This is a genomic window from Pyxidicoccus fallax, assembly GCF_012933655.1.
GTDB classification, from domain to species: domain Bacteria; phylum Myxococcota; class Myxococcia; order Myxococcales; family Myxococcaceae; genus Myxococcus; species Myxococcus fallax.
The window spans coordinates 1-23,310 of record NZ_JABBJJ010000149.1 but is presented as its reverse complement, the minus strand read 5'-3'; the positions used below and the strand labels follow the sequence as shown (position 1 = coordinate 23,310).

Genomic DNA, 23,310 nt, shown 5'->3' with positions numbered 1-23,310 from the left:
AGAAGGTGGAGCACCGTCAGAAGACGTACTGGGCCTGGAGGGCCAGCAGGTCTTCATTGTTGTCCGCTTCGAGGTTGCGCCGGTAGTTCAGCTGGACGCGCGCATCGAGGGGCTCGTGGGTGTAGTTGGCGCCGAGCGTGAGGAACCGCAGGCGCTCGTCCGCGCCGAGCTTCGGCACTCGCTGTTCGTAGCGTCCGAGGACCTCGATACCCGGGCCGACGCAGGCGATGACGGTGCCGTAGAAGGCGTGCGCGGTGCGGGCCTCCGGTTTCACGAACCAGGCGCGCGCGTACTCGCCGAGGACGCGGACGGGGCCGTGCTCGACGCCGAGGTCGATGCCGACGCGGGTGGAGCGCTCGACGATGTTCGTGTCCTCCCGGGTGAACTCCACCGTGGCCGCCGAGAGTCCCACGCGCAGCTGCTGTCCGCGCAGCAGCCCCACGCGTGCGAAGACGTCCTTCTTGGGCGTCGTGTCGGCCGTGTTGGCCCCCTCCCCGCTCACGACGGCGAGCCCATCCTCCAGCGTCCAGCTCCGTCCCAGGTCGATGGTGCCGAACAACCCGAGCCCGATGTCGCGCGGGTCCCTGCCAATGGAGAGCGGCTGGACGACGGAGAAGTCGATGATGGGCAGCTGCGTGACGGAGACGGGGAACTCCCAGCCGAAGGGGACCTTGAACTGGCCGAAGCGCAACTCGTGGCCCAGGCCGCGCACGCCCATGAAACACTCGCGCAGGGGACGCCGTGGCGTCGCGAGCTCCAAGGAGACCGTGTAGCCCAGCGCTGGCGTTCCGAGGTCTCCCGCGGCTCGGACCTGGAGGCGGCGAAGGTGGAACTCGCCTGCCTGCTCTTCGTCCCCCGGCTCCCAGGTGAAGTGTGGCTGGATGAAGCCGGAGATGCGGGGAGGTGTGAAGGTGAGCGCGCCCTCGGCCGCGACGGCGCCTGCTGGAGACAGCACCAGGTGCAGTGCGAGCACCGGGCCGGCGACACGGTATGTGGAGTTCGGGCGCATCGCCCGTAGGAGTTGCAACCCGTGGGCCCGGGGCGGTGCCCGGGGGCGTCGAGCGGTCCGTGCGCAGGGTTTGCGCCGCTCCCCTGCCCTTCGCAGGCAATGCGCCTACAACGGCCAGGGCCCGCCATTTCCGTTAAAACTGGGGACCCGATGAGGCATAAAATCACAGGCTTCCATCTCGACCGGGAGAACCACTGGGTCGCCGACCTGGAATGTGGGCACCGGCAGCACATGCGCCATGACCCACCCTGGACGGTGCGCCCCTGGGTGCTCACCGAGGAGGGGCGGCGCAGCCGGGTGGGCGTCGAGCTCGACTGCAAGCGCTGCGACGAGACGGGACGCGCGGTCGCCGAGGCGGTCCGCGAAGCGCTGAAGAACGCGGCCGACACGGCGTATGAAGAGGGCGGCCTGAGCGGGCTGTGCGCCGAGGGCCGATGGGAGCTGGCGCTGGATGCGCTGGGAGCAACCGACCTGCTCCCCGTCATCCGCCGCGCGCTCACCCCGGAGCGCGGGGACGTTGCCATCGAGACGCCCCGCCTGATTCTCCGTCCCATCCTCCCGGAAGACGCCGGCACGGTTCAGCGGCTCGCGGGTGACCGCGAGGTGGCGGCGAACGCCGCGGGAATCCCGCACCCGTTCGAGGACGGTATGGCGGAGGCCTGGCTCGCCTCGCTGGATGCGCGCTCCCACGTGTTCACGCTCTGCCTCCCCGAGTCCGGAGAGGTCATCGGCGTGGCCGGGCTGGTGGAGGACGCCCAGGGAGGCTCCCGCACGGCCGAGCTCTCCTACTGGCTCGGACGCGCGTACTGGGGCCAGGGCCTCGGCACCGAGGCGGCCCAGGCGCTGGTCCGCTACGGCTTCGAGAGGCTCGGGCTGGAGTCCCTCCGCGCCAACTGCTTCTCCCGCAACCCCGGCTCCCGGCGGGTGCTGGAGAAGGCGGGCTTTCGCCACGTGGGCCACGAAGCGCGAGCGCTCCGCCATCTCGGACAGGACGAGGACCTGGAGTTCTTCGTCCTGGAGCGGAGCGCCCGGTCACGGTGACCTACTCACCCTACCTGTGAGAGGTGGCCCGAAGCCGCTGGACGGATGGCCTCGCCGGCGGCGTCCGCGGCTCTGCGGGTGTTCGCCTCGATGGCGACCTGACAGAGCGCCGTCTGCGCCTGGAGCTGGAGGACGAAGGCCCGCCCGCGGCCGATGCTCACTCCGACCAGCGCCCCGAAGACCGCTCCGAGCAACAGGAAGATTCCCGGCTTTCCTCCCGTTGGGGCTCCGAGCGCGGCCCCTACGATGGCGCCGATGACGCAGCCGAGGAATCCCGTCATGAAGACGATGCGAGCGGCCCGGCTGTAGAGCGCGGCGGCATGATCGCGGATGATGTTGGCGTCGTACTGCACTGTCATTGTCTTACCCCCCATGGAATCCGGCCCCCGATGAGCCCATGGCGCCTCTTCGTAGCCGAGGCGCACCTGCCCCCCCATACCTCCCGGGTGGTAGCGCTTGGCTGGAGCATGCGCTCGCCGCGACACGCATCGACCTGTCACCCTTCGCGGCGGAAAGCGCATCCTCGGCGGCTTCAACCTGATGCATCCGTGGCCTCATGACTCCGGACCGATGGTGCTGGGGAGACTGTGACTCGGAGACGTGAGGGCGCCCTCAGCGAGCGCTGACGACCAGCTGGTTCTCCACCCGGTCCACGCCCCACACGCACCAGGCGTCGCGCTCGGCGGCTTCGCGCGCCGCGTCGCTGCCCACCGCGCCGGTCAGCGTGACGACGCCGCTCCGGGAGGAGATGGAGACGCTCTCGGTGCTCACCAGCGGGTCCTTCTCCAGGACGAGCCGCACGCCGTCCGCCATCTCCCCATCGTTGTCCTGCTCGCGGGGGCTGACGCCCAGTCCGTTCACGACGTCGCGCACGCCCGGCACCCACCAGGCGAGCACGCCCGCCAGGCGCTTGTGGCCAAGCCCCGTCACGTCTCCGTCCAGGGTGACCACGCCGTCCTCCACGCGGACCTCGATGGCGCCCCGGGCCTCCCCTCCGGCGTCACGCCAGGTGCGCACCTCGTCTCCCCCGCGACTCCGCAGCGTGAAGGGCTGCAGGGCGGGCTCCGCCAGCAGGTCGCGGCAGACGTGCTCGAGCACCGCGCCGTCCGGCAGGCGGCGGTCGGGAATGACATGGAGCTGGTCGATGATGTGGGCCACTCCCGGCACCGCGGCCGCCCGCTCCAGGGCGAGTTTCTTGGACGCCACGTCGGGGAGGTCCCCCGCCATGCCGAGGTCGTTCCATTCCCACCAGAGCCGGATGGGGTAGCGCCCCAGGTCGAGCCGTGGCTCCCGGGCGAGCGCCTCGCGCACGGTCGTGAGCAGGGAATCCACCGTGTCCATCGCCACCTCGCGGAAGACGTCACGGCACGGGCCGAGCCACACCGGACGGAACCACCGGAAAGCTAGGGACATGGCGCGCGGGCACGCAGACTGGCCGAGCCCTCCGTCTCCTCCGGTGCCGTGCGAGGCAGCCCTCTCCCGTCGCCAGGTTCACGAAGGTGAGGATGCCCGGCTCACAGGGGCGGAGCATCCGACTCGGCATTCCATGCCCGTCCCCACCCCAGATGGTGGCGAAGCCTGCCGCGCCGCTCGACGTAGTGCTCGGCGGCATGCGCGGCGAGCCTTCCGGACAGCAGCACCGGGGAGATGCCCATGGAGAGGACGCCCTGTCCGGCGAGGAAGAGCCCCTGCACGGGGGTGCGCGTGCGGAAGCGGAAGCGCCCCGCCTGCCCCGGCGTCATCGCCGGCCCATAGGGGGCGCCGTGCGGCGCTCGCAGCGAGTCGATCCAGTTGAGGGGCGTGGCCACCTCGCGCACGGCGATGTCCCCGATGAGCCCCGGGAAGCGTGACTCCACCTCGCGCAGCATCCGGTCCGCGAGATGTTCCTTCAGCAGGAAGTAGCCCTCACCGCGGGCCGCCGGAGGCACGGAGGCCCAGCGTTCGAAGAGGGCCTCGGGGACGAATGTCGCCACCGACAGCGTGGAGCAGCCCGGAGGCGCCAGGCGTCCCGACGTGTCCTTGAGCGAGTTGGACGAGAGGAGCAGCGGAAGCTCCGGCGGCAGCGCGCCCCGGCCGAGCGGCGCGTAGAGGCCATCGAGGTCCGTGGACGGGTAGCTCCAGAGGTTCGCGGCGCTCATCCCATGCTGGCGCAGGTCGCGGCGCAGGCCGAGGTAGACGATGGCCATGCCCAGCGAGGGGTCGGTACGGCCCACGCGCGCCTGGACGCGGGCGGACAGGTGCTCCGGCCCGACGAGCTGCTTCAGCGTCACCGTGGGGTCCACGTCGGAGACGATGACGTCGGCCTCGAGGACCTCGCCCTCCTCCAACTCCACGCCGGTGACGCAACCCCGCGAGATGTGGATGCGCCGCGCGGGGGACTCGGTCCGGAGCACGGCGCCGCACGTCCGGGCGGAGTCCACCAGGGCCTCGAGCAGGGCCCCGCCACCTCCCCTGGGAAAGAAGGCCCCATCGGCGTAGTCGGCGATGACAGCGAGCGCGGTGATGGCCGCCACGCGGCCTGGCGGCAGCCCCCAGTCTCCGGACATGGCGGACAACGCCGCGCGCGCCCGCTCGTCTCCCAGGTGGTGCTGGAGCAGCTCGCCCCAGGTCCTGCGACTCAACCGCCACAGCAGGGGCAACCCTTCAAGTGACCGCAGATCCGCTGCGTGCAGTCCTCCACGTGGAAGCCGCGCGCCCAGATGCATCAACTCCCGCACGCGTGCCAGCAGCCGGAAGACCTCTCTGAGGCCCGCATCCTCGTCGGGAAAGAGTGCCCGGAGCCGGTCTCGGAAGCGCTCCAGCCCCGCGCAGTTGCGCACCTCGAAATCCGGGAAGCGGTAGATGTCGAAGCCGTCGGGCTCGAGCTCGCTGAAGAGGGCCGAGGCGTCGAGCCCCAGGGCCGCGAGCTGCTCGTACATGAGCTGCCCAGGACGGCAGCCGCCCACGTAGTTGATGCCGACGTCGAAGGTGAAGCCCTCGCGTTCGAAGGGCGCGAGGCTGCCGCCGAGGTGAGCGCCCTGCTCCACGGCTGTCACCTCGAAACCCATGCGCGCCAGGAAGGCGGCCGCCGCGAGGCCTCCCGCGCCGGTGCCAATCACCACCGCCTTGCGTGTCGCGTCCATCTTCAGCCCCCCGCTCGCATCCGGTTGCCCGACATGGCGCCTCGCGGCCCCTGTCTGGGACGCAGCGCACGCCCGAGGCCGGATGCAACCCACCCGAGCGGGGCGGCACGACGAGCGCTGTCTCCTTCGCTCCTGGGCCCCATGCCGTGGTGTTGGGCACGCGGGTGCCCGACGATGCCGCGCCCGCCTTCTCCCAGGGCGGTTTGCAGCAGCTCCGCGAGCGGCTCATCCACCACGACATGGACCGGCGCCTCTTGGAGCGCACGGTGGACCTGCCCGGCCGGACAGGTGGAGGCCTGCGAGCCCGGGCAGGTGGTGCATGGGGAACTACAATCTCGTGTGGACGGTGTCCGCCACGCGCAGGGCGTTGGCGGCGATGGTGAGCGAGGGATTGATGCCGCCGCTGGACGGGAAGAAGGACGCGTCCACCACGTAGAGGTTGTCCACCTCGTGAGCGCGGTTGCTTGGGTCGAGCACGCTCGTCTCGGGAGAGGTGCCGAAGCGGCACGTCCCGCAGACGTGGCCGAGGTTGAGCGCGACGTCGCGGGGGTTGGAGATGAGCTTCACCTTGAACTTCGGCGCCAGGGTGCGGAGGAACAGCCGCCGGGACAGGTCCACCCGGCGCCGCAACTCATCATGGACGCGGTACTGGTAGCGCACGCTGCCGTCCTCGGATGTGCCGACGACGCGGTTCTCCGCATACGGCAGGTCTTCCAGCACCGAGGCGAATACGGTGCGGGCGCGGTAGAGGCGCGCGCCCAGGTTGGCCACCAGGGGAAACAGCGGGCTCAGCACGCGCAGCCACGCCGGCAGGGAGTGTCCTCCCTGGAGCCAGCTCAGCACCTTCTCTTCGTCGATGGTGAAGGGGTGCGCGTGGAAGTTGCCCAGCTTTCCTTGCGCGTGGCGGTAGAAGTCATTGACCGACACGCCGTGCGCCATGTCGAAAGACTCCAGGGAGCGGCGGGCCGTCACGAGGTAGTGGTCCGAGCAGTGGAGCATCAGGTTACGCCCCACCAGGTCCCGGTTGTTCGCCAGCCCGTTGGGGTGACGGGACGAGACCGACCGCTGCAGCAACACCGGCGTCATGAAGGCGCCCGCGGCGAGCACGAAGACGCGGCCCCGCACCTTGAACGGCTGCGTCTCCCCTTCCCGCCGGCAGACCGCGGCGGTGACCGCGCCATTCTCCTCCTCCAGTGACAGCACCTCACACCAGTCGATGATGCGGGCTCCGTGGGAGCGCAGGGCGGGCCGCAGGCACATGCGTCCCGCGTCGTTGCGGCACTCCCGGAGGCACAGCGAGCCCACGCAGGTGTCGCAGCCCGGCAATCGCTCGCAGGCATAGTGGATGCGGTAGGGATGCAGGCCCAGCGCCTGGAAGCCTTCGAGCAGGGCCTGCTCCTTGCCCACCGGCGCGGGCGGAGGCATGAGCTGGAAGGACACGCCCGGCCGCATCGGGTCCTCCGAGCCGCGCACGCGGTACAGCGCCTCCGCCTTCTCGTACCAGGGTGCCAACTCGTCGTAGGTGACGGGCCACGACTCGAAGTCCTCCGGGAAGAAGCGGTCCATCACCATCCCGAAGCGCGACGACGAGCCGCCGCCCCCCACGCCCAGTGGATGGGCGAAGGTTCGCGGCTCCCGCGCGTGCAGTTCCTGCCGCAGCGGCTCCGGCCACTGGCCCCCGCGCATCAGCCGCTCCTTGCGCGACGGCGCCACCAGGGACGTGGCCTCGGGGTTCGCGACACCCCCGGCGGTTGGCTCCTCCGCGGACTGTCTCGCCGGGCCCCGCTCCAGGAACAACACGGAGCGGCCCTGGCGCGCGAGCGCGTGGCCCAGCGTCGAGCCGCCCATTCCCGTGCCGATGACCACGACGTCCCAACCGTCCAGCGCCGGGGTGTCCCGTCCACTGGCACGCGCCCCTTTGGATTGCATCATTCGGAATGAAGCTTTCTTCAATTTCGTTTGGTGCTTTTCAGGGCCCGTTTCTATACCCTGTCCGGGTAGTGTATGTTCGCATGGATGCCGGCTTTCTCCGAGTGGGAACTATCATTGTTCCCTCGCCGGGTGTTGAGCGGGGGGTCCTTGATTTCAACAGGCTCCGCCAGGTGATTCGCGCCCTACCGGGGGCTGACGAGCCACCTCCCAGCCCCGTGGCGGAGGGGTTCGCGCACCGGGTTCCTGGGTGAGTCGATGCACGCGGTACTGACGAATTTCGGGAGCATGGGAGACGTCCTTCCCTTCGTGGCACTGGCGGTGGAGCTGCGCCGGCATGGGCACCGACCCGTGCTGGCGTTGCCACCGGCCTTCGCGCCGCTGGCACGAAGCCATGGCGTGGAGTTCGTCCCGGTGGGAGCGGACCTGCGAGGGGCCCAGGACGACATCACCCAGGCGCTGCTGGTGAGCCCGGAGCACATTGGCGCCGCGGACCAGCTCCAGACGTTGTTCACCCCGTTGGCCCAGGGGCTGCCGCGGATGCTGGAGGACCTGCGCGCGGCCTGTGTGGGCGCGGATGTGCTCATCAGTGGGCGCGTGCAGCCCGCGGCGCGCATGGTGCATGACCTGACGGGCATCCCCTTCGTCTCCGTCTACGTGGAGCACTCCGGGAGCGGCGGAGGGCACCCTGCCTTCCTGGAGGCGGTCCGGCGGATCATCAACCCCGTGCGGGTGGGCGCGGGGCTGCCGCCCTTCCACAACCCGCTGGTGGACGCGGAGTCGCCGCAGCTCGTCCTCTACGCCATGAGTCAGCACGTGCGCCCGCCGCCGCGCGACTGGCCGGGTCACCACCACATGGTGGGCTACTTCTTCCTGGACGGGGACGTGCTCGGGTGGGAGCCCCCCGCCGAGCTGCGGGACATCCTGGCCGGCGGGGAGCCGCCGCTGTTCTTCACCTTCGGCAGCCTCAAGCACGAGGACCCCGACGCCTTCACCGAGCTGCTGGTGGAGGCCGCCCAGGGGGCCGGACGCCGGGCCATCATCCAGCGCGGCGGGAGCGGGCTGGCGCGCAAGCCCCTGCCCCCAGGCTTCCTCGCGGTGGACGGGATGCTGCCGTACGCGTGGCTCTTCCCGCGCGTGGCGAGCGTCGTCCACCACAGCGGCGCGGGGACGTGCGCGCTGGCGTTCCGCGCTGGCGTGCCCCAGGTGCTGGTGCCCCACGCGTATGACCAGTTCCTCTGGGCGGATCTGGCGCATGCCCGGGGCTGCGCTCCGGCGCCCCTTCCCGCCGCGCAGCTCACCGCCGCGCGCCTGGCCGAGGCCATCCAGGAGTCCCTGGCGTCCCCGCGCATCCGCGACGCCGCCGCGTCCGTGGGCGAGCGCGTCCGGACCGAGCAGGGCCTGCTCGTGGCGCGGCAGCACGTCGAAGCGCTGCTCGCGCGGCTCGGCCATGCCCGCCCCTCGCCGGGTGCTCGGCCGGGACAGTCCGCGCCCGGAGCGGACGACTGGGGCGACGCCGCCGCGCCGGGGGCTCGCCGGCTCTCGGCGCTGGAGCGGCAGCGCGCTCGCAGGCGGGACGACTGACTTCCGACATCAACGGGGCACTCACACCATCATGGCTGGCGACAACGACTGGAACGGGCTGGAGCTTGCGATCATCGGAATGGCGTGCCGCTTCCCCGGCGCTCCGGATGTCGAGGCGTACTGGAAGAACCTGCGGGACGGTGTGGAGTCCATTACCTTTCTTAAGGAGCCGGAGCTGGAGCCCTCCATCCTGGAGGACCCGGCGGCGCGCAAGGACCCGGGCTATGTCCGCGCGGCGGCCATCGTCGAAGGCGCGGAGGACTTCGACGCGTCCTTCTTCGGCATCCCGCCCCGTGAAGCCGAGATGATGGACCCGCAGCACCGCGTGTTCCTGGAGTGCGCGTGGTCCGCGCTGGAGGACGCGGGGTACGACGCGGAACGGTACCGCGAGCGCATCGGCGTCTATGCGGGCGCGCGCACCAACACGTACGTCTTCAACCTCTTCTCCAACCCCTCCACGCAGGGCAGCAGCGCGTTCGAGGTGGGGCTCGGCAACGACCTGGCCTTCCTCAGCACGCGGGTGTCGCACCTGCTCAACCTGCGCGGGCCGGCGTACTCGCTGCACACCGCCTGCTCCACGGCGCTGGTGGCCGTCCACCTGGCCGGGCAGGCGCTGCTGGCGGGCGAGTGCCGCATGGCGCTGGCGGGCGGCGTGGCCATCCAGACGCCCCAGCGTACCGGGTACCTGCACCAGTTCGGGGGTATCACCTCGCCGGACGGGCACTGCCGGGCCTTCGACGCGAAGGCGCAGGGCACCCTGTTCGGCAACGGCGCCGGCATGGTGGTGCTCAAGCGGCTGGAGGATGCGCTCGCCGACGGTGACACCATTCACGCCATCATCCGCGGCTCGGCCATCAACAACGACGGCTCGCAGAAGGCCAGCTTCGGCGCGCCCAGCCCCCAGGGCCAGGCGCGCGTCATCCGAGACGCGCTGTCCGCGGCGGACGTGGACGCGCGCAGCATCACCTACGTGGAGGCGCACGGCACCGGCACCCAGCTGGGAGACCCCATCGAGGTCCGTGCCCTCACCCGGGCCTTCCGCGCCAGCACCGACGAGGTGGGCTTCTGCGCGCTCGGCTCGGTGAAGACGAACATCGGCCACCTCGACGCGGCCGCGGGCATCGCCAGTCTCATCAAGGCGGTGCTGTGCCTGAAGCACCGCGAGCTGCCGCCCACGCTGCACTTCGAGCAGCCCAATCCCCAGTTGGAGCTGCCCACCAGTCCCTTCTTCGTCAACACCACCCTGCGCCCGTGGGAGCCCGGCGCCTTCCCGCGCCGGGCGGGGGTGAGCTCGTTCGGCATCGGCGGCACCAACGCACACGTCATCCTGGAGGAGGCCCCCGCGCCCGCGCCCTCCGCGGAGGCGCGCCCGTGGCACCTGCTGGCGCTGTCGGCCCGGACGGACACCGCGCTGGACACGGCCGGCACGCAGCTGGCGGCGTGGCTGGAGCAGCACCCCGAGCAGCCCCTCGCGGACGTGGCCTACACGCTCCAGGTGGGCCGGCAGCACTTCAAGCACCGCCGCATGGCCGTGGTGAAGGACCGGGCGCAAGCCCTGCGCGTGCTGCGGGGCGAGGAGCCCGAGCGCGTCGTCGGCGCGCTCCAGGAGTCGAAGTCGCGGCCGGTGGTGTTCCTGTTCCCCGGCGGCGGCACCCAGTCCGCGGGCATGGGCGCGGGCCTGTACGCCACCGAGCCCGTCTTCCGCGCCGAGGTGGACCGGGTGGCCGCGCTCTTCCAGCCGCACCTCGGCGTGGACCTGCGCCCCCTGCTCCTCGCGGCGCCGGGCACCGACGCGCCGGAGCTGGCGCGCAACGCGGTGGCCCTGCCTTCCATCTTCCTCATGGAGTACGCGCTCGCGCGGCTGTGGATGGCCTGGGGGGTGGAGCCGGAGTCGATGGTGGGCCACAGCCTGGGCGAGTACGCGGCGGCCTGCCTCGCCGGGGTGTTGACGCTGGAGGACGCGGTGGCGTTGGTGGCGCTGCGCGGCCGGCTGATGGATACGCTGGCCCCGGGCGCCATGCTGAGCGTCAGCCTGCCGGAAGCCGAGCTGCTCCCGCTGCTGGGCACCACCCTGGACCTGGCGGCGGTGAACGCGCCCACCCAATGCGTGGCGTCCGGCCCGAAGGAGGCGGTGGAGGCCCTGTCGGCCACCTTGACGGCGCGGGGCGTGGAGCACCGGCGGCTGCACGTGGAGGCGGCGGCGCACTCGCGGATGCTGGACGCGCTGCTGCCAGCCTTCCGCGAGAAGGTGGCCACGCTGACGCTGCGCCCGCCGGAGCGGCCGTACGTGTCCAGCATGACGGGCCGCCCGGTCACCGCCGAGGAGGTCACCCGGCCCGAGTACTGGGTGAGCCACCTGCGCCAACCCGTGCGCTTCCAGGACGGCCTGCGCGTGCTGCTGGCCGAGCCCGCGCGCGTGCTGCTGGAGGTGGGCCCCGGCCAGTCCCTCATCGCGCTGGCCCGGCTTCAGGGCGAGCCCCCCGGCTCCCGTCCGCTGGTCGCCTCCATGCCCCACCCGAAGGACCCGCAGCCCGCGGAGGCGTTCCTCCAGGGGGCGCTGGGCCGGCTGTGGCTGGCGGGCGTGGCCGTGGACTGGGAGGGCGTGCACGCGCGGGCGGCCCGACGCCGGGTGCCGCTGCCCACCTACCCGTTCGAGCGCGAGCGCTTCTGGGTACCGCCCGGGGAGCGCTCGGCCGCGGAGGCCTCGTCGCGGGCGCCCCGGGGCAAGCTGGCGGACGTGGCGGACTGGTTCCACCTGCCGTCGTGGAAGCGCACCCCGCCTCCCGCGCTCACCCCGGAGACGCTGTCCCAGCCCCGGAGCTGGGTCGTCTTCACGGACGGCGGCCCCCTCGCCACCCGGCTGCTGGCATTGCTGGAGGACGCCTCGCAGGACGTCGTCACCGTGGCCGCGGGCACGTCCTTCTCACGGGACGGCGAGCGGCGCTTCACGGTGGCGCCGGACCAGCCGGCGGACCTCGCCGCGCTGATGCGGGCGCTGTCCGAGCGCTCGCGACGGCCGGAGGTCTTCGTCCATCTGTGGAGCCTCACGCCGCAGGGGGATGTCCGCTCGTCGCCGGAGCGCTTCCGAGAGGTGCAGGCGCGGGGCTACTACAGCGTGCTGGCCCTGGCCAAGGCGCTGGCGGGCTCCGGCACCTCCGAGCCGGTGCGGCTGGAGGTCCTCTCCAACCACGTGCATGACCCGGACGGCGTGGCCGAGGCGCTCCCCGAGAAGGCGCCGATGCTGGGCGTGTGCAAGGTGCTGCCGCAGGAGCAGCAGCACGTCACCGCGCGCTGCATCGACGTGGTGCTGCCCACCTCGGGCGGTGTGGACGCGCTGGCCTCGCGGCTGCTGGCGGAGCTGGCCACGCCCTCTCGCGACATGATGGTGGCGTGGAGGGGCGACCGGCGCTGGACGCAGGACTACACGCCGACGCGGCTGACGGGAGACGCGGCCCCCACGCGCCCGCTACGCGAGCGGGGCGTGTACCTCGTCACGGGCGGCCTGGGGGGTGTGGGCCTGTTGCTGGCCGAGCACCTGGCGGAGACGCGGCGCGCGCGCCTGGTGCTGCTGGGCCGCTCGGCGTTGCCGCCGCGCGACGCGTGGGACGACTGGCTCGCCGGGCACCGGGAGGATGACCGCACCAGCCGGCTCCTCCACCGGGTGCGGGCCATGGAGTCCCACGGCGCCGAGGTGCTCGTGCTGGCCGCGGACGTCGCGGACGCCGGGCGCATGCGCGAGGTGCTGTCGCAGGTGGATGCGCGCTTTGGCGAGCTGCACGGGGTGCTGCACTGCGCCGGTGTCACGCACGGCGACTCGCTCTACAACGCCCTCGGCGACCTGGGGACGCAGGCGTCGGAGACGCAGTTCCGCCCCAAGGTCCACGGTGCCTACGTGCTGGAGGAGGTGCTGCGCGGGCGGACGCTGGACTTCGTCCTGCTCTTCTCCTCCAACGCCGCGGTGCTGGGCGGCCTCGGCTACCTGGCCTATGCGTCCGCCAACCTCTTTCTGGATGCGTTCGCCGCGCACCGAGCCCGCGTCTCCGACGGGGGCACGCGCTGGGTGAGTGCCTCGTGGGATGGCTGGCCCGAGGAGACGAAGCACTACGCCGGCTTCCGCACCAGCATGGACCAGTACGCGATGACACGTGAGGAGGGCGCGGACGCCGTGCGGCGGCTCGTCACCCTGGGCCTGGACGGACCGGTGGTGGTCGCCACGGGAGACCTGGCGTACCGGCTGGGCGTGTGGATTCACCGCGACGCCCCGGTGAGCCGGCCCGGCGCGGGAACCGCGGCCGCACGGGCGGCGCGCAAGGGCCCGCATGTGCCGCCCGCCAACGAGGTGGAGCAGACCCTCGCGGCCATCTGGCAGGAGGTGCTCGGCGTGGAGCAGGTGGGCCGCCACGAGAGCTTCTTCGACCTGGGCGGTCACTCCCTGCTGGCCACGCGCGTCGTCGGGCGGCTGCGGTCGGCCTTCAAGGTGGAGCTGCCCCTGGCGAAGCTGTTCGAGGCGTCCACCGTGGCGGGCCTCGCCCAGGCCGTCAGCGCGGCCCAGGCCGAGCAGGAGGACGCCCTCTACCGGGAGCTGCTCGAGCAGGTCGCCAGCGTTCCCGAGGACCAGCTCGAGGCCGAGCTCGCGCGCGCCAGCGGCGACTGAGCACCGCGTCCCCCCTCGCGTCCCGGGTTTCAGGCTCCGGGCGCGAGCCCTCCGTCATTGAATCTTCCCCTTCTGAGTCTCCACCATGAGCGATATCTCGAAGCAGCTCAGCAAGCTCTCTCCCAAGCAGCGCGAGTTGTTCGAGGCGCTCTTGCGCCAGCGTCAGAAGCAGCAGGAGGCCGCGGCGCCTCCGGCCCTCCGGAAGCGCTCGGGTGAAGGGCCCCTGCCGGCGTCCTTCGCGCAGCAGCGGCTGTGGCTGTTGCATCAAATCGAGGGCGGGAGCGCCTCGGCCTACAACATCGCGGTGGCCGTGCGGCTGAACGGCGCGCTGGTGAAGTCCGCGCTGGAGCGAGCCTTGAAGGACCTCGTGCACCGCCACGAGGCCCTGCGCACCCGCTTCCGGACCGGCGAGGACGGCCTGCCCCTGCAGGACATCCAGCCCGACGGTGAGCACCCGCTGACCGTCGTCGACCTGAGCGGGATGCCGGAGGCCCCGCGCGAGGCGGAGGCGCGGCGGCTCGCCACCGAGGAGGGCCAGCGCCCGTTCGACCTGGAGTCAGGGCCGCTGTTCCGCACCACCCTGCTGCGGCTGGCCACGGACCGGCACGTGCTGCTGCTGTCGATGCACCACAGCATCTCCGACGGCTGGTCCACGGCCGTGCTCGCGCAGGAGATGGCCGTGCTCTACACGGCCTACGCCTCCGGGCGCACGCCGATGCTGCCGCCGCTGGCGGTGCAGTACTCCGACTATTCCCTTTGGCAGCGGGAGTGGCTGCGGGGGCCGGCGCTCCAGACGCAGCTCGACTACTGGCGCCGGCAGCTCGCCGAAGTGCCTGCCCTGCTGGAGCTTCCCACCGACAGGCCGAGACCCAGCGCCCAGACGTTTCGGGGCGCCGCGGTGCGGGTGGAAGTGGGCGCGAAGCTGTCGGAAGCCGCCGTCGCGCTGGGCCAGCGGCACGGCGCCACGCCCTTCATGGTGCTGCTGGCCACCTGGCAGCTGCTGCTGTCGCGCTACTCCGGCCAGCAGGATGTCTGTGTCGGCTCGCCCATCGCCGGCCGCACCCGCCCCGAGCTCGAAAGCCTCATCGGCTTCTTCGTCAACACGCTGGTGCTGCGCTCGCAGGTGTCGCCGGAGCTGAGCTTCCGTGAGCTGCTGGCCCAGGTGAAGGCCACCACCCTGGCCGCATACGAGCAGCAGGACGTCCCTTTCGAGCGGCTCGTCGAGGAGCTGCGCCCCAAGCGCAGCCTGAGCTATTCGCCGCTGTTCCAGGTGATGTTCGTCCTGCAGAACACCCCGGGCACGGAGCAGAAGCTGCCGGGGCTCGACGTGGAGGTGCTGCGGCCGGACGTCAAGACGACCCAGTTCGACCTCACGCTCGCCCTGGCCGAGTCCCCTGGGGGCTTCAGCGGCATCCTCACCTACAACACCGACCTCTTCGACGCCGCCACCGCCGAGCGCATGGTGGGGCACTACCTCACCCTGCTGAGCGAGGCGGTCCGCGCGCCGGACACCCAGGTGCGGGCGCTCTCCCTGCTGTCCCCGGAGGAGTCCCTCCGCATGCTGGAGACCGGGCGGGGGCCCGCGGTCGCGACGCCCGAGGACTGGCGCCAGTGCCTGCACCGGCGCTTCGCCGCCCAGGCGGCGCGCACGCCCGACGCCACGGCGCTGGTCTGCGGTGAGCAACGGCTGTCGTACGCCGAGCTCGACGCGCGGGCCAACCGGCTGGCGTGGTACCTGCGTGGACAGGGCGTGGGACCCGAGGTGCGGGTGGGCGTCTGCGCGGAGCGCTCGCCGGAGCTGGTGGTGGCGCTGCTCGGCATCCTCAAGGCGGGAGGCGCGTACGTGCCGCTCGACCCGGGCTACCCGGCGGACCGGCTGGCCTTCATGCTGGAGGATGCGGGCCTCGCGCTGGTGCTGACCCAGCGCCCGTTGGTGGAGCGACTGGGTCTGCCCGGCGAGCGCGTGCTGTGCCTGGACTCCGAGGCGGCGCGCTTCGAGTCACAGCCCCGCGAGGCGGCGCCGGACAGCGGCGTGCGCCCGGAGCACCTCGCCTACGTCATCTACACCTCCGGCTCCACCGGCAGGCCCAAGGGCGTCACCGTCACCCACGCCAACCTCGCGCACTCCACGTTCGCTCGCGTCGCCGCCTATCCCGAGCCGATGGAGCGCTACCTCATGCTGTCGTCGTTCGCGTTCGACAGCTCCGTGGCCGGCATCTTCTGGGCGCTCTCGCAGGGCGGCACGCTGGTGCTCCCCGTGGAGGGAGCACAGCAGGAGCCCCGGCACGTCGCGCGGACGGTGGCGCGGGAGCGGGCCACGCACTTGCTGTGCTCACCCGGGCTGTACCAGTTCCTGCTCGCCGAGCACGCCGAGTCCCGCGCGCTGGAGTCGCTGAAGGTGGCCATCGTCGCCGGCGAGGCCTGCCCCCGGGAGCTGGTGCGGCAGCACCACGCACTGCTACCAGCCGCCCTCTACAACGAGTACGGCCCCACCGAGGCCAGCGTGTGGTGCACGATGCATCGCTGCTCCGCCGACGACGCGCGTCCGCTCGTCCCCATCGGCCGCCCCATTCCCAACACCGCGGTGTACCTGCTCGACGCGTCGCTCCAGCCGGTACCGGCGGGCGTGCCGGGCGAGCTCTTCGTCGGCGGCGCGGGAGTAACGCGCGGCTACCTGAACCGTCCGGAGCTCACCGCCGAGCGATTCCTCGCCGACCCGTTCAGCCCCGTCCCGGACGCGCGCATGTACCGCACCGGGGACCGGGTGCGCCTCCTGTCCGACGGGAGCCTGGAGTTCCTCGGCCGCGTGGACCAGCAGGTGAAGGTGCGCGGCTTCCGCATCGAGCCGGGCGAAATCGAGTCCGTGCTGCGCCAGCACCCGGCGGTGCGAGACGCGGTGGTGGTGGCCCGCCAGTACATCGGGGGCGACACGCGGCTGGTGGCCTATGTGGTGCCGAAGGAGGGCCACACGCTGGAAACCGAGTCGCTGAGAGGCCACGTGCAACAGCACCTGCCCGCCTTCATGGTGCCCTCGGCCTTCGTGCCGCTCTCCGCCATGCCCCTGACGCCCAATGGCAAGGTGGACCGCAAGGCCCTGCCTGCCCCGGATGCGTCCGCCTCCGGCGCCACGGCTGCCAGTTACAAGGCCCCGCGCACGCCCGTCGAGCAACGGCTGGCAGCGCTCTGGAGGGAGGTGCTGGGCGTGGAGCGCGTAGGCGTAGCCAACAGCTTCTTTGAGCTGGGTGGACACTCGCTGCTCGCCGTCCAGGTCATGTCGCGCATCCGCGCCACCTTCGGCGTCGACCTGCCCCTGCGCACCCTCTTCGAGCACCGCAACGTCGAGGCGCTCGCTCGGGTCCTGGAGCAGCTCGGCGAAGGCGCCCTGGCTGGCGCTTCGCGCAGCGTGGACACCCGGGAGGAGGCGCCCGCACGGTCCATCCCGCAGCATCCCACCGCGGTCGGTCGCGCCACGGGCCCAGTCTCCATCGCGCAGAGACGATGGCTCAGCTACGCGGTTTCGAACCCGAGCCGACCGAAGAGCGCCGGCAACATCCCGCTGTGCGTCCACATCAAGGGGCGACTCGACGTCGAGGCGCTCGAGCGGGCCCTGAACACGCTCGTCGAGCGCCATGAAATCCTGAGAACCCATTACGCCCGGAGTGATGACGGGTTTGCCTTCCAGGTGTCCCCGCTGGCTCCGGTCCGGCTGGAGCAGCTGGACTTCGTCGGGCTGCCTCGGGAGCAGTGCGAGGAAGTGGTGCGCCACCGCGTGTATCAGGACGCGCACATGCCGTTCGACCTCATGGCCCCGCCCATGTTCCGGGCGTGGCTCTACAAGCTGGGCCCGGAGGAGCAGATGCTCCTGGTAACGACGCACCACATCGCCTGGGACGGCTGGTCCGAGGCCATCCTTTTCCAGGAGGTCACCCTGGCCTACAGGGCCTACGTCCGGGGCGAGGAACCGCAGCTGCCCGAATTGCGCATCCAATACTCGGACTTCGCGTGGTGGCAGCACGAGCAGATGCGGGGCGAGCACCTCGAGTCGCTCGAGTCTTATTGGCGCCGGCACCTGGCCGATGGAGTCACCATGGTCGACTTCCCCTTGGACAAGCCTCGCCCGGCCACTCGGACGTACAACACGCTGATAAATACCGTCACCTTCCCGGTGGCTCTATCCGCCGCCATCAAGGCGGTCTGCCACCGCGAGGGCGTCACGCTCTACATGATGGCGATGGCCGCCTACCAGGCCCTGCTCGCGCTGCGCAGCGGCGCTCGGGATGTCACCGTGTTCAGCAACATCGGGAGCCGCGACCGCCTTGAGATCGAGAACCTCATCGGGTGTTTCACCAACGTCGTCCTGATCCGCACCAACCTGGAAGGGGATCCTACCTTCCAGGAACTCCTCGCGCGCGTGCGCGACGCGGTGCTCGGCGCACTCGCCCACTCCGCCCTGCCCTATCAGCGGGTGCTGGACATGATTGGGATGAATCCGGACAGCAAGAGCGCGCGCACCTTCCCCGGCCTGAACATGCAGAACTTCCAGCAGCCCGGGGACACCCGGCCCTCGGTCGATGGGCTTCAGTTCGACCGGGTGTCCATTCCCCAGGGGGGAAGCCTGTTGGTGAACATGTTCTTCTTCGTCTCCGAATCGGAGAACCAGCAGGTCTCGCTGATGGCCCAAGCCAACGGCGACCTCTACGAAGCGCGAACGGTGGAACGCATCGTCGAGGACTTCCAGAGACTCCTGGAGGCTGGATGCGCGGCTCCAGACCAGCGACTCTCCGCGCTGCTCTCAGGGGGGCCGGACCGCCCGGAACCCGCTTCCGCCGAAGCATCCTGACCCTGCCTTCGCGTCCGGGGTTCCACTCGGCACAGGAGCCCGGTCAAGCCCGGAGCGGAGGCGATGTCCAACCTACGTGCCTTGCCGCTTGTTGTTGAAGGCGTTGGCCTTGAGGTTCTTCCAGTATGGAGACTGACGGACCAGGCGAGCCGTGTCCTCCGGGTTCGCCAGCAACTTCGCGGTGGCCTCCTCGCAGAAGATTCCTCCCTGAGAGCCCTTGACGAGCACCCTGTCTCCACTCTTCAGGAGCCCAGCGACGAACTCGCCAGCCTGATACGGAGTGTCGAAACATCTGATTTTGTCGTCGCCAAGGCCTGCTTCCTTCGCGGGTCCCACGTACTGCCTGGCCAGTTCCGCGACCGTCACCAACAGATCGAGCCGTGCGCAGTGGCCACCGACGTCCCTGTAGTATTTCGCCCCGTCCGAGCCCATTTCATTCATCCCTCCCAGGATGGCGATCTTCCGTCCGGACAGCTCGTACAGGGTGTTGAGAGACGCAATCATGGCTTCCGGGCTCGCATTGTACGAATCGTCGAGAATCAAGCTGCCATTCCGGCCTTCCAGCGGACTCAGGCGGCCAGAGACTGGCTGGATTCGCTCGACGCCAGCCTTGATCTCGTCTGGCGTCATGCCCAGCAACTCGCCAACGGCGGCGGCCGCGGCGACTGCTTCAGCCATATGTCTTCCCACCAGGCGAACGGACACGTCCGCCTTCTCTTTTCTCAGGACAAGGGTCCCTTCAAGACCGTCTGCCGCTGAATAGCTTCGGATGCTGTAGCGATAATCACCTTTTGAGGTGCCATAGGTGTGCAGCTTGCTCGCATCCATCGTGGTCAGCTTGTGGGCGAACCTTTCTTCCTCGGCGTTCACCAGCGCTATCTGGCTGAGCTCAGCCAACGAAAACTTCTCGTCTACAATGGCCTCGATGCTCCCAAAGCCCTGGAGGTGCGCGGGCTTGGCGGCGGTGACCACGCCAATCCTGGGCCTGAGAAATGAGAAATACCGTATATCGCCTCTGCGGCCCGCCCCCAGTTCCTGGACGATCACGTCATACGGAAGCGGTTTCCTGAGACGGCGATTCATCTCACGCACAACACCCATCCAGCCCCTCAGGTTACGGATATCGCCGGGTGATTCCAAATCGAAGATGGCCAGAGGAACGCCAATCTCGTTGTTGTAGTTCCCTGGATGGGCCTGCACCTTGAATCGCTGCTCCAGGACTTTCGCGATAGCAAGCTTCGTGGTCGTCTTTCCCACGCTCCCGGTGACTCCCACGATCGTCACCTGTGGATTTTTCTTGATGTAGCGCACAAGCTGAATCTTCAAGGCCCAGCCAACGATGCGTGATGCACAGCTCCCAAAGATAGACATCATCTGTATGCCTTCATGGTTCGTGCGCAGGTCCTTTAAACTCTTCTAGCCCGGGTCGATCACGGGTAGAGGGAGCACCGCGTAACGACCGACCGATAGGTGGAGAGTTCTCAAGGCTTTCCTCGACCGGTAGGAGCTACGCGGTGAAACCAGAGTGTACCCCGAAGCAGCTCGAGTTCGATGCGGTCGGCCGTCGAAAACGGGGGGCCGCGTTCGACGCGGAGCACCTTTCGCGACCTTCGCGACCTTGTGCGCCAGCACCTCCCGGTGGCGCTGGACGAAGCGCACCATCTAGCCCGCCACCTTTTCCGTCTGCCCTTCGCTGCTCCGGTAGCCAATGAGTACGCGCTGTGCCATCGGTCCCCTCCCTGGCCTCTCGCCTGGAATCTCCAGACGGGGTGCCACGCTGGGAAGTCTCGGGGACGGACGGGGCCGCTGTGCCCCCGGCCTCCCGCCAGGGCTGGCGTGTCCTGACGGCACGCAGGTCCCATCTTCCTCGGGGCGTGCCAGGACAGACGCACCGGTGGGTGCCCACCGGCGTCCGGCTGGCCATGGGCCCGCTCCTCTCCACCCGCTGTCCCGGGAGCTGGAAGCATGGACCTTTCTCCCGAAACCGAGCAGCAGCCGAGGGCCCGCGCGCCCGGAGAAGCCGCCGCGGAGCCACTCCTCTGGTTCGATGCCCTCTCACGAGAGGACGTCCCCCTGGCGGGAGGCAAGGGCGCCAATCTGGGCGAGCTGACTCGCGCCGGCCTGCCCGTGCCCCCGGGCTTCGTCGTCACCGCCGCCGCCTTCCACGAGGCCATGGAGCCCGTACGTCCCCGGCTGCGCGACTTGTGGCGGCGCGTGGACCCGGATGACACGAAGTCGCTCGCCGACGTCACCGAGGCCCTGCGCGACACGGTCCGCCAGGCGCCCATCCCCGAGCGGCTGCGCACCGCCCTGCTCGCCGCCTACCGCCAGCTGGGCGAGGGCCGCGCCGTGGCCGTGCGCTCGTCGGCCACCTCCGAGGACACCGCGTCCACCTCCTTCGCGGGCATGCACGAGACGTTCACCAACGTGGTGGGCGAGGAGGCGCTGCTCGACAAGCTGCGGGCGTGCTGGGCCTCGGCCTATGGGCAGCGCGTGGTGGCCTACCGCAAGGCGCAGGGCCTCACCGAGGAGCCCGCCATCGCCGTGGTGGTGCAGGCCATGGTGGACTCGGCGCGCTCGGGCGTCATGTTCACCGCGGACCCCTCCAGTGGAGATACCGGCCGCATCATCATCGAGGGCGCCTTCGGCCTGGGCGAGGTGGTGGTGGGCGGCCAGGTGGAGCCGGACACCTACGTCGTGGCCAAGCAGGGCCCGCGCCTGCTGGAGGTGCGCGTGGGACAGAAGGCCTTCCGCCTCGTGCGCGACGGCGTGGGCCGCGAGCGGCGCGAGGAGCTCTCCCCCGAGCAGGCCCACCAGCGCGTGCTCAGCGACGTGGAGGTGCTGGAATTGGCGCGCCTCGGCCAGCGTGTGGAGCGGCACTACGGCGCGCCCCAGGACATCGAGTGGGCCGAGGAAGGCGGCAAGATCTACCTCGTCCAGTCGCGCCCGGTGACGACGCTCGGTTCCGAGAAGAAGGCCCCCGCCCGGCCATCGGCCAGGGCGCTGGTGTCCGGGCTGGGCGCCTCGCCGGGCGCCGCGACAGGCCGCGTGCACGTGCTGCGCAAGCCCGAGGAGGGCCAGCAGCTCCAGGCCGGAGAAATCCTCGTGGCGCCGATGACGTCTCCGGACTGGGTGCCCACCATGCGGCGCGCGGCGGCCATCGTCACCGACAGCGGCGGCATGACGTGCCACGCGGCCATCGTCAGCCGCGAGCTGCGCAAGCCCTGCGTGGTGGGCACGCGCACCGCCACCCGGGTCCTGCGCGACGGCGAGGAAGTCACGGTGGATGGCTCCGCCGGCGTGATTCTGGAGGGCCGTGCCCAGGTGGAGACGCCTCCGGTGGCCGCGTCAGGAGCCGCGAAGGAAGCGGGCGCCGCGCCACAGGCGGCCGCCGAGCCCGAGGTGCTCGCCACGCGGCTCTACGTCAACCTCGCCCTGCCAGGCCAGGCCCGCGAGGCCGCGGCGCTCGCGGTGGATGGCGTGGGCCTCTTGCGCGCGGAGTTCATGCTCACCGAGGCCCTGGGCGGCGTGCACCCGCGCAAGCTCATCGCCACTGGCCGGAGCCGCGAGTTCGTCGAGCGGATGTCCGCGTCGCTGCTCGAGATAACGCGCGCCTTCCGCGGCCGCCCGGTGGTGTACCGCACGACGGACTTCCGGACGAACGAGTTCCGCGGCCTGGAGGGCGGCGCCGACTTCGAGGCCACCGAGGCCAACCCGATGATTGGCTTCCGCGGCTGCTACCGGTACCTCCGCGAGCCGGAGGTATTCCAGCTCGAGCTGGAGGTACTCGCCCGCGTGCGCGAGCAGACGCCCAACCTGCACGTGATGATTCCCTTCGTGCGCACGAAGTGGGAGCTGGAGGCCTGCCTGGAGGCGCTCGACACGAGCCCGTTGGGCCGCCAGCGAGGGCTGGAGCGCTGGGTGATGGCGGAAGTGCCCTCCGTCGTCTACCGCATCCCCGAGTACGCGCGCCTGGGCATCACCGGTGTGTCCATTGGCTCCAATGACCTGACGCAGCTGATGCTAGGGGTGGACCGGGATTCGGAGCTGTGCGCGGAGCTGTTCGACGAGTCGGACGCGGCGGTGCTGGACGCCATCGTCCGCATCATCCGCGCCAGCCGCGAGGCCGGCATCACCTCGTCCCTCTGCGGTCAGGCGCCGTCCAACCGCCCCGAGTTCGCCGAGCACCTGGTGCGCGCGGGCATCACCTCCATCTCGGTGGACCCGGGGGCCACGGAGGCCACGCGCAGGGTCATCGCGGCGGCGGAGCGGCGGCTGATGTTGGAGGCCGCCCGGGCACGGTGAGAGCCGATGAACTCCGAGCGGCTGCTGGACGGCGGGGTGATGCTCACACTCGGGCCGCTGTTGCTGAGGCCGCCCACCGGACGAGGGCTCGCACGGCTCCCGTGGACAGGCGCCCCGTCCGTGCTTCTCCTTCTCTTCGGGGGGAGCACACCATGTACTTCGAGGACCGTGTCGATGCGGGCCGACGGCTCGCGCTGCAGTTGCTCGAGCGTGGCTACACGGGCGAGGAAACCGTCGTTCTGGGGCTGCCCCGGGGCGGCGTTCCCGTGGCCTATGAGGTGGCGCTGGCGCTGGGCGCTCCGCTGGACGTCTGGGTGGTGCGCAAGGTGGGGGCGCCGGGCTACGAGGAGCTGGGACTGGGCGCGGTGGCGGAGGGCGGCGTCGCCTTCCTCAACCGCGAGCTGATGGACGAGATGGGCGTCACGGAGGATGACCTGCGGGAGATCGTCCGCCGGAAGGCCGGCGAGGTGGACGCTCGCGTGGCCCGCTTCCGCCAGGGCGCAGAGCCGCCCTGGCTCGAAGGCAAGCGCGTCATCCTCGTCGATGACGGCATCGCGACGGGCGGCACCATCCGGGCGGCCATCCGGGCGCTGCGCGCGCGACGGCCCGGACGCATCGTCCTCGCCGTCCCCGTGGCGGCGGCCGAGACGCTCACCGAGCTGGAGTCGCAGGTGGATGACGTGGTGTGCGTCTCCCCCGCGCGCTCGCTGCACGCGATTGGCCAGTGGTACGTCGACTTCCGCCAGGTGCCCGACGAGGAGGTGGTGGAGCTGCTGGCCCAGGCCCGGATCATCCTCGGCCCGAGCCAGCCCTCCCCGTCCACCGG

12 protein-coding genes are annotated in these 23,310 nt (G+C 70.7%); 6 read left to right on the top strand and 6 right to left on the bottom strand.

Annotated elements, in window-relative coordinates:
- Positions 1-16 precede the first annotated feature (16 nt).
- Positions 17-1,009: a porin gene (locus HG543_RS28055; RefSeq protein ID WP_169347951.1), complete on the bottom strand. Its 993-nt coding sequence runs from the start codon at positions 1,007-1,009 to the stop codon at positions 17-19.
- A gap of 150 nt (positions 1,010-1,159) precedes the next feature.
- Between HG543_RS28055 and HG543_RS28050 the strand changes: the two genes are divergently transcribed.
- Positions 1,160-2,050, top strand: a complete 891-nt coding sequence (locus HG543_RS28050) for a GNAT family N-acetyltransferase (RefSeq protein ID WP_169347950.1) — start codon at positions 1,160-1,162, stop codon at positions 2,048-2,050.
- A 5-nt stretch (positions 2,051-2,055) separates the two neighbouring features.
- Here HG543_RS28050 and HG543_RS28045 read toward each other — a convergent pair whose 3' ends face one another.
- The 4 genes from HG543_RS28045 to HG543_RS28030 form a co-directional block, all read right to left on the bottom strand.
- Positions 2,056-2,409, bottom strand: a complete 354-nt coding sequence (locus tag HG543_RS28045; protein WP_169347949.1) for a hypothetical protein — start codon at positions 2,407-2,409, stop codon at positions 2,056-2,058.
- A gap of 253 nt (positions 2,410-2,662) precedes the next feature.
- A complete protein-coding gene (locus HG543_RS28040; protein WP_211194215.1) occupies positions 2,663-3,463 on the bottom strand; it encodes a BON domain-containing protein in 801 nt (266 codons plus the stop codon).
- Between the two features lie 101 nt (positions 3,464-3,564).
- The gene (locus HG543_RS28035) at positions 3,565-5,172 is read right to left on the bottom strand and encodes a phytoene desaturase family protein (RefSeq protein WP_169347948.1); all 1,608 of its coding nucleotides are present in this window, start codon (positions 5,170-5,172) and stop codon (positions 3,565-3,567) included.
- Between the two features lie 327 nt (positions 5,173-5,499).
- Positions 5,500-7,104, bottom strand: a complete 1,605-nt coding sequence (locus tag HG543_RS28030) for an FAD-dependent oxidoreductase (RefSeq protein ID WP_169347947.1) — start codon at positions 7,102-7,104, stop codon at positions 5,500-5,502.
- A gap of 255 nt (positions 7,105-7,359) precedes the next feature.
- On the opposite strand from HG543_RS28030, the gene HG543_RS28025 reads away from it, so the two are divergent.
- The 3 genes from HG543_RS28025 to HG543_RS28015 all read left to right on the top strand — a co-directional run bounded on the left by HG543_RS28025 (position 7,360) and on the right by HG543_RS28015 (position 18,179).
- Complete coding sequence (locus HG543_RS28025; protein WP_169347946.1) at positions 7,360-8,685, top strand: glycosyltransferase; 1,326 nt, start codon at positions 7,360-7,362, stop codon at positions 8,683-8,685.
- Between the two features lie 31 nt (positions 8,686-8,716).
- The gene (locus HG543_RS28020; protein WP_169347945.1) at positions 8,717-13,339 is read left to right on the top strand and encodes a type I polyketide synthase; all 4,623 of its coding nucleotides are present in this window, start codon (positions 8,717-8,719) and stop codon (positions 13,337-13,339) included.
- Between the two features lie 85 nt (positions 13,340-13,424).
- Entirely contained in the window at positions 13,425-18,179 is a 4,755-nt protein-coding gene (locus HG543_RS28015; protein ID WP_169347944.1) for a non-ribosomal peptide synthetase, read from the top strand.
- 72 nt (positions 18,180-18,251) lie between these two features.
- Here HG543_RS28015 and HG543_RS28010 read toward each other — a convergent pair whose 3' ends face one another.
- On the bottom strand, positions 18,252-19,490 hold the full coding sequence (locus tag HG543_RS28010) for a Mur ligase family protein (RefSeq protein ID WP_169347943.1): 1,239 nt from the start codon (positions 19,488-19,490) through the stop codon (positions 18,252-18,254).
- A gap of 654 nt (positions 19,491-20,144) precedes the next feature.
- On the opposite strand from HG543_RS28010, the gene ppsA reads away from it, so the two are divergent.
- A complete protein-coding gene (ppsA, locus tag HG543_RS28005) occupies positions 20,145-22,484 on the top strand; it encodes a phosphoenolpyruvate synthase (protein WP_169347942.1) in 2,340 nt (779 codons plus the stop codon).
- A gap of 152 nt (positions 22,485-22,636) precedes the next feature.
- Positions 22,637-23,310 (top strand): phosphoribosyltransferase (locus HG543_RS28000; protein WP_169347941.1); only part of this gene is annotated, 674 nt, incomplete at its 3' end.

What these genes read in the sequence shown, in the direction of transcription:
- HG543_RS28055 (WP_169347951.1), bottom strand. Translation starts at nt 1,009, where the DNA reads ATGCGCCCGAACTCCACATACCGTGTCGCCGGCCCGGTGCTCGCACTG.
- HG543_RS28050 (WP_169347950.1), top strand. Translation starts at nt 1,160, where the DNA reads ATGAGGCATAAAATCACAGGCTTCCATCTCGACCGGGAGAACCACTGG.
- HG543_RS28045 (WP_169347949.1), bottom strand. Translation starts at nt 2,409, where the DNA reads ATGACAGTGCAGTACGACGCCAACATCATCCGCGATCATGCCGCCGCG.
- HG543_RS28040 (WP_211194215.1), bottom strand. Translation starts at nt 3,463, where the DNA reads ATGTCCCTAGCTTTCCGGTGGTTCCGTCCGGTGTGGCTCGGCCCGTGC.
- HG543_RS28035 (WP_169347948.1), bottom strand. Translation starts at nt 5,172, where the DNA reads ATGGACGCGACACGCAAGGCGGTGGTGATTGGCACCGGCGCGGGAGGC.
- HG543_RS28030 (WP_169347947.1), bottom strand. Translation starts at nt 7,104, where the DNA reads ATGATGCAATCCAAAGGGGCGCGTGCCAGTGGACGGGACACCCCGGCG.
- HG543_RS28025 (WP_169347946.1), top strand. Translation starts at nt 7,360, where the DNA reads ATGCACGCGGTACTGACGAATTTCGGGAGCATGGGAGACGTCCTTCCC.
- HG543_RS28020 (WP_169347945.1), top strand. Translation starts at nt 8,717, where the DNA reads ATGGCTGGCGACAACGACTGGAACGGGCTGGAGCTTGCGATCATCGGA.
- HG543_RS28015 (WP_169347944.1), top strand. Translation starts at nt 13,425, where the DNA reads ATGAGCGATATCTCGAAGCAGCTCAGCAAGCTCTCTCCCAAGCAGCGC.
- ppsA (WP_169347942.1), top strand. Translation starts at nt 20,145, where the DNA reads ATGGACCTTTCTCCCGAAACCGAGCAGCAGCCGAGGGCCCGCGCGCCC.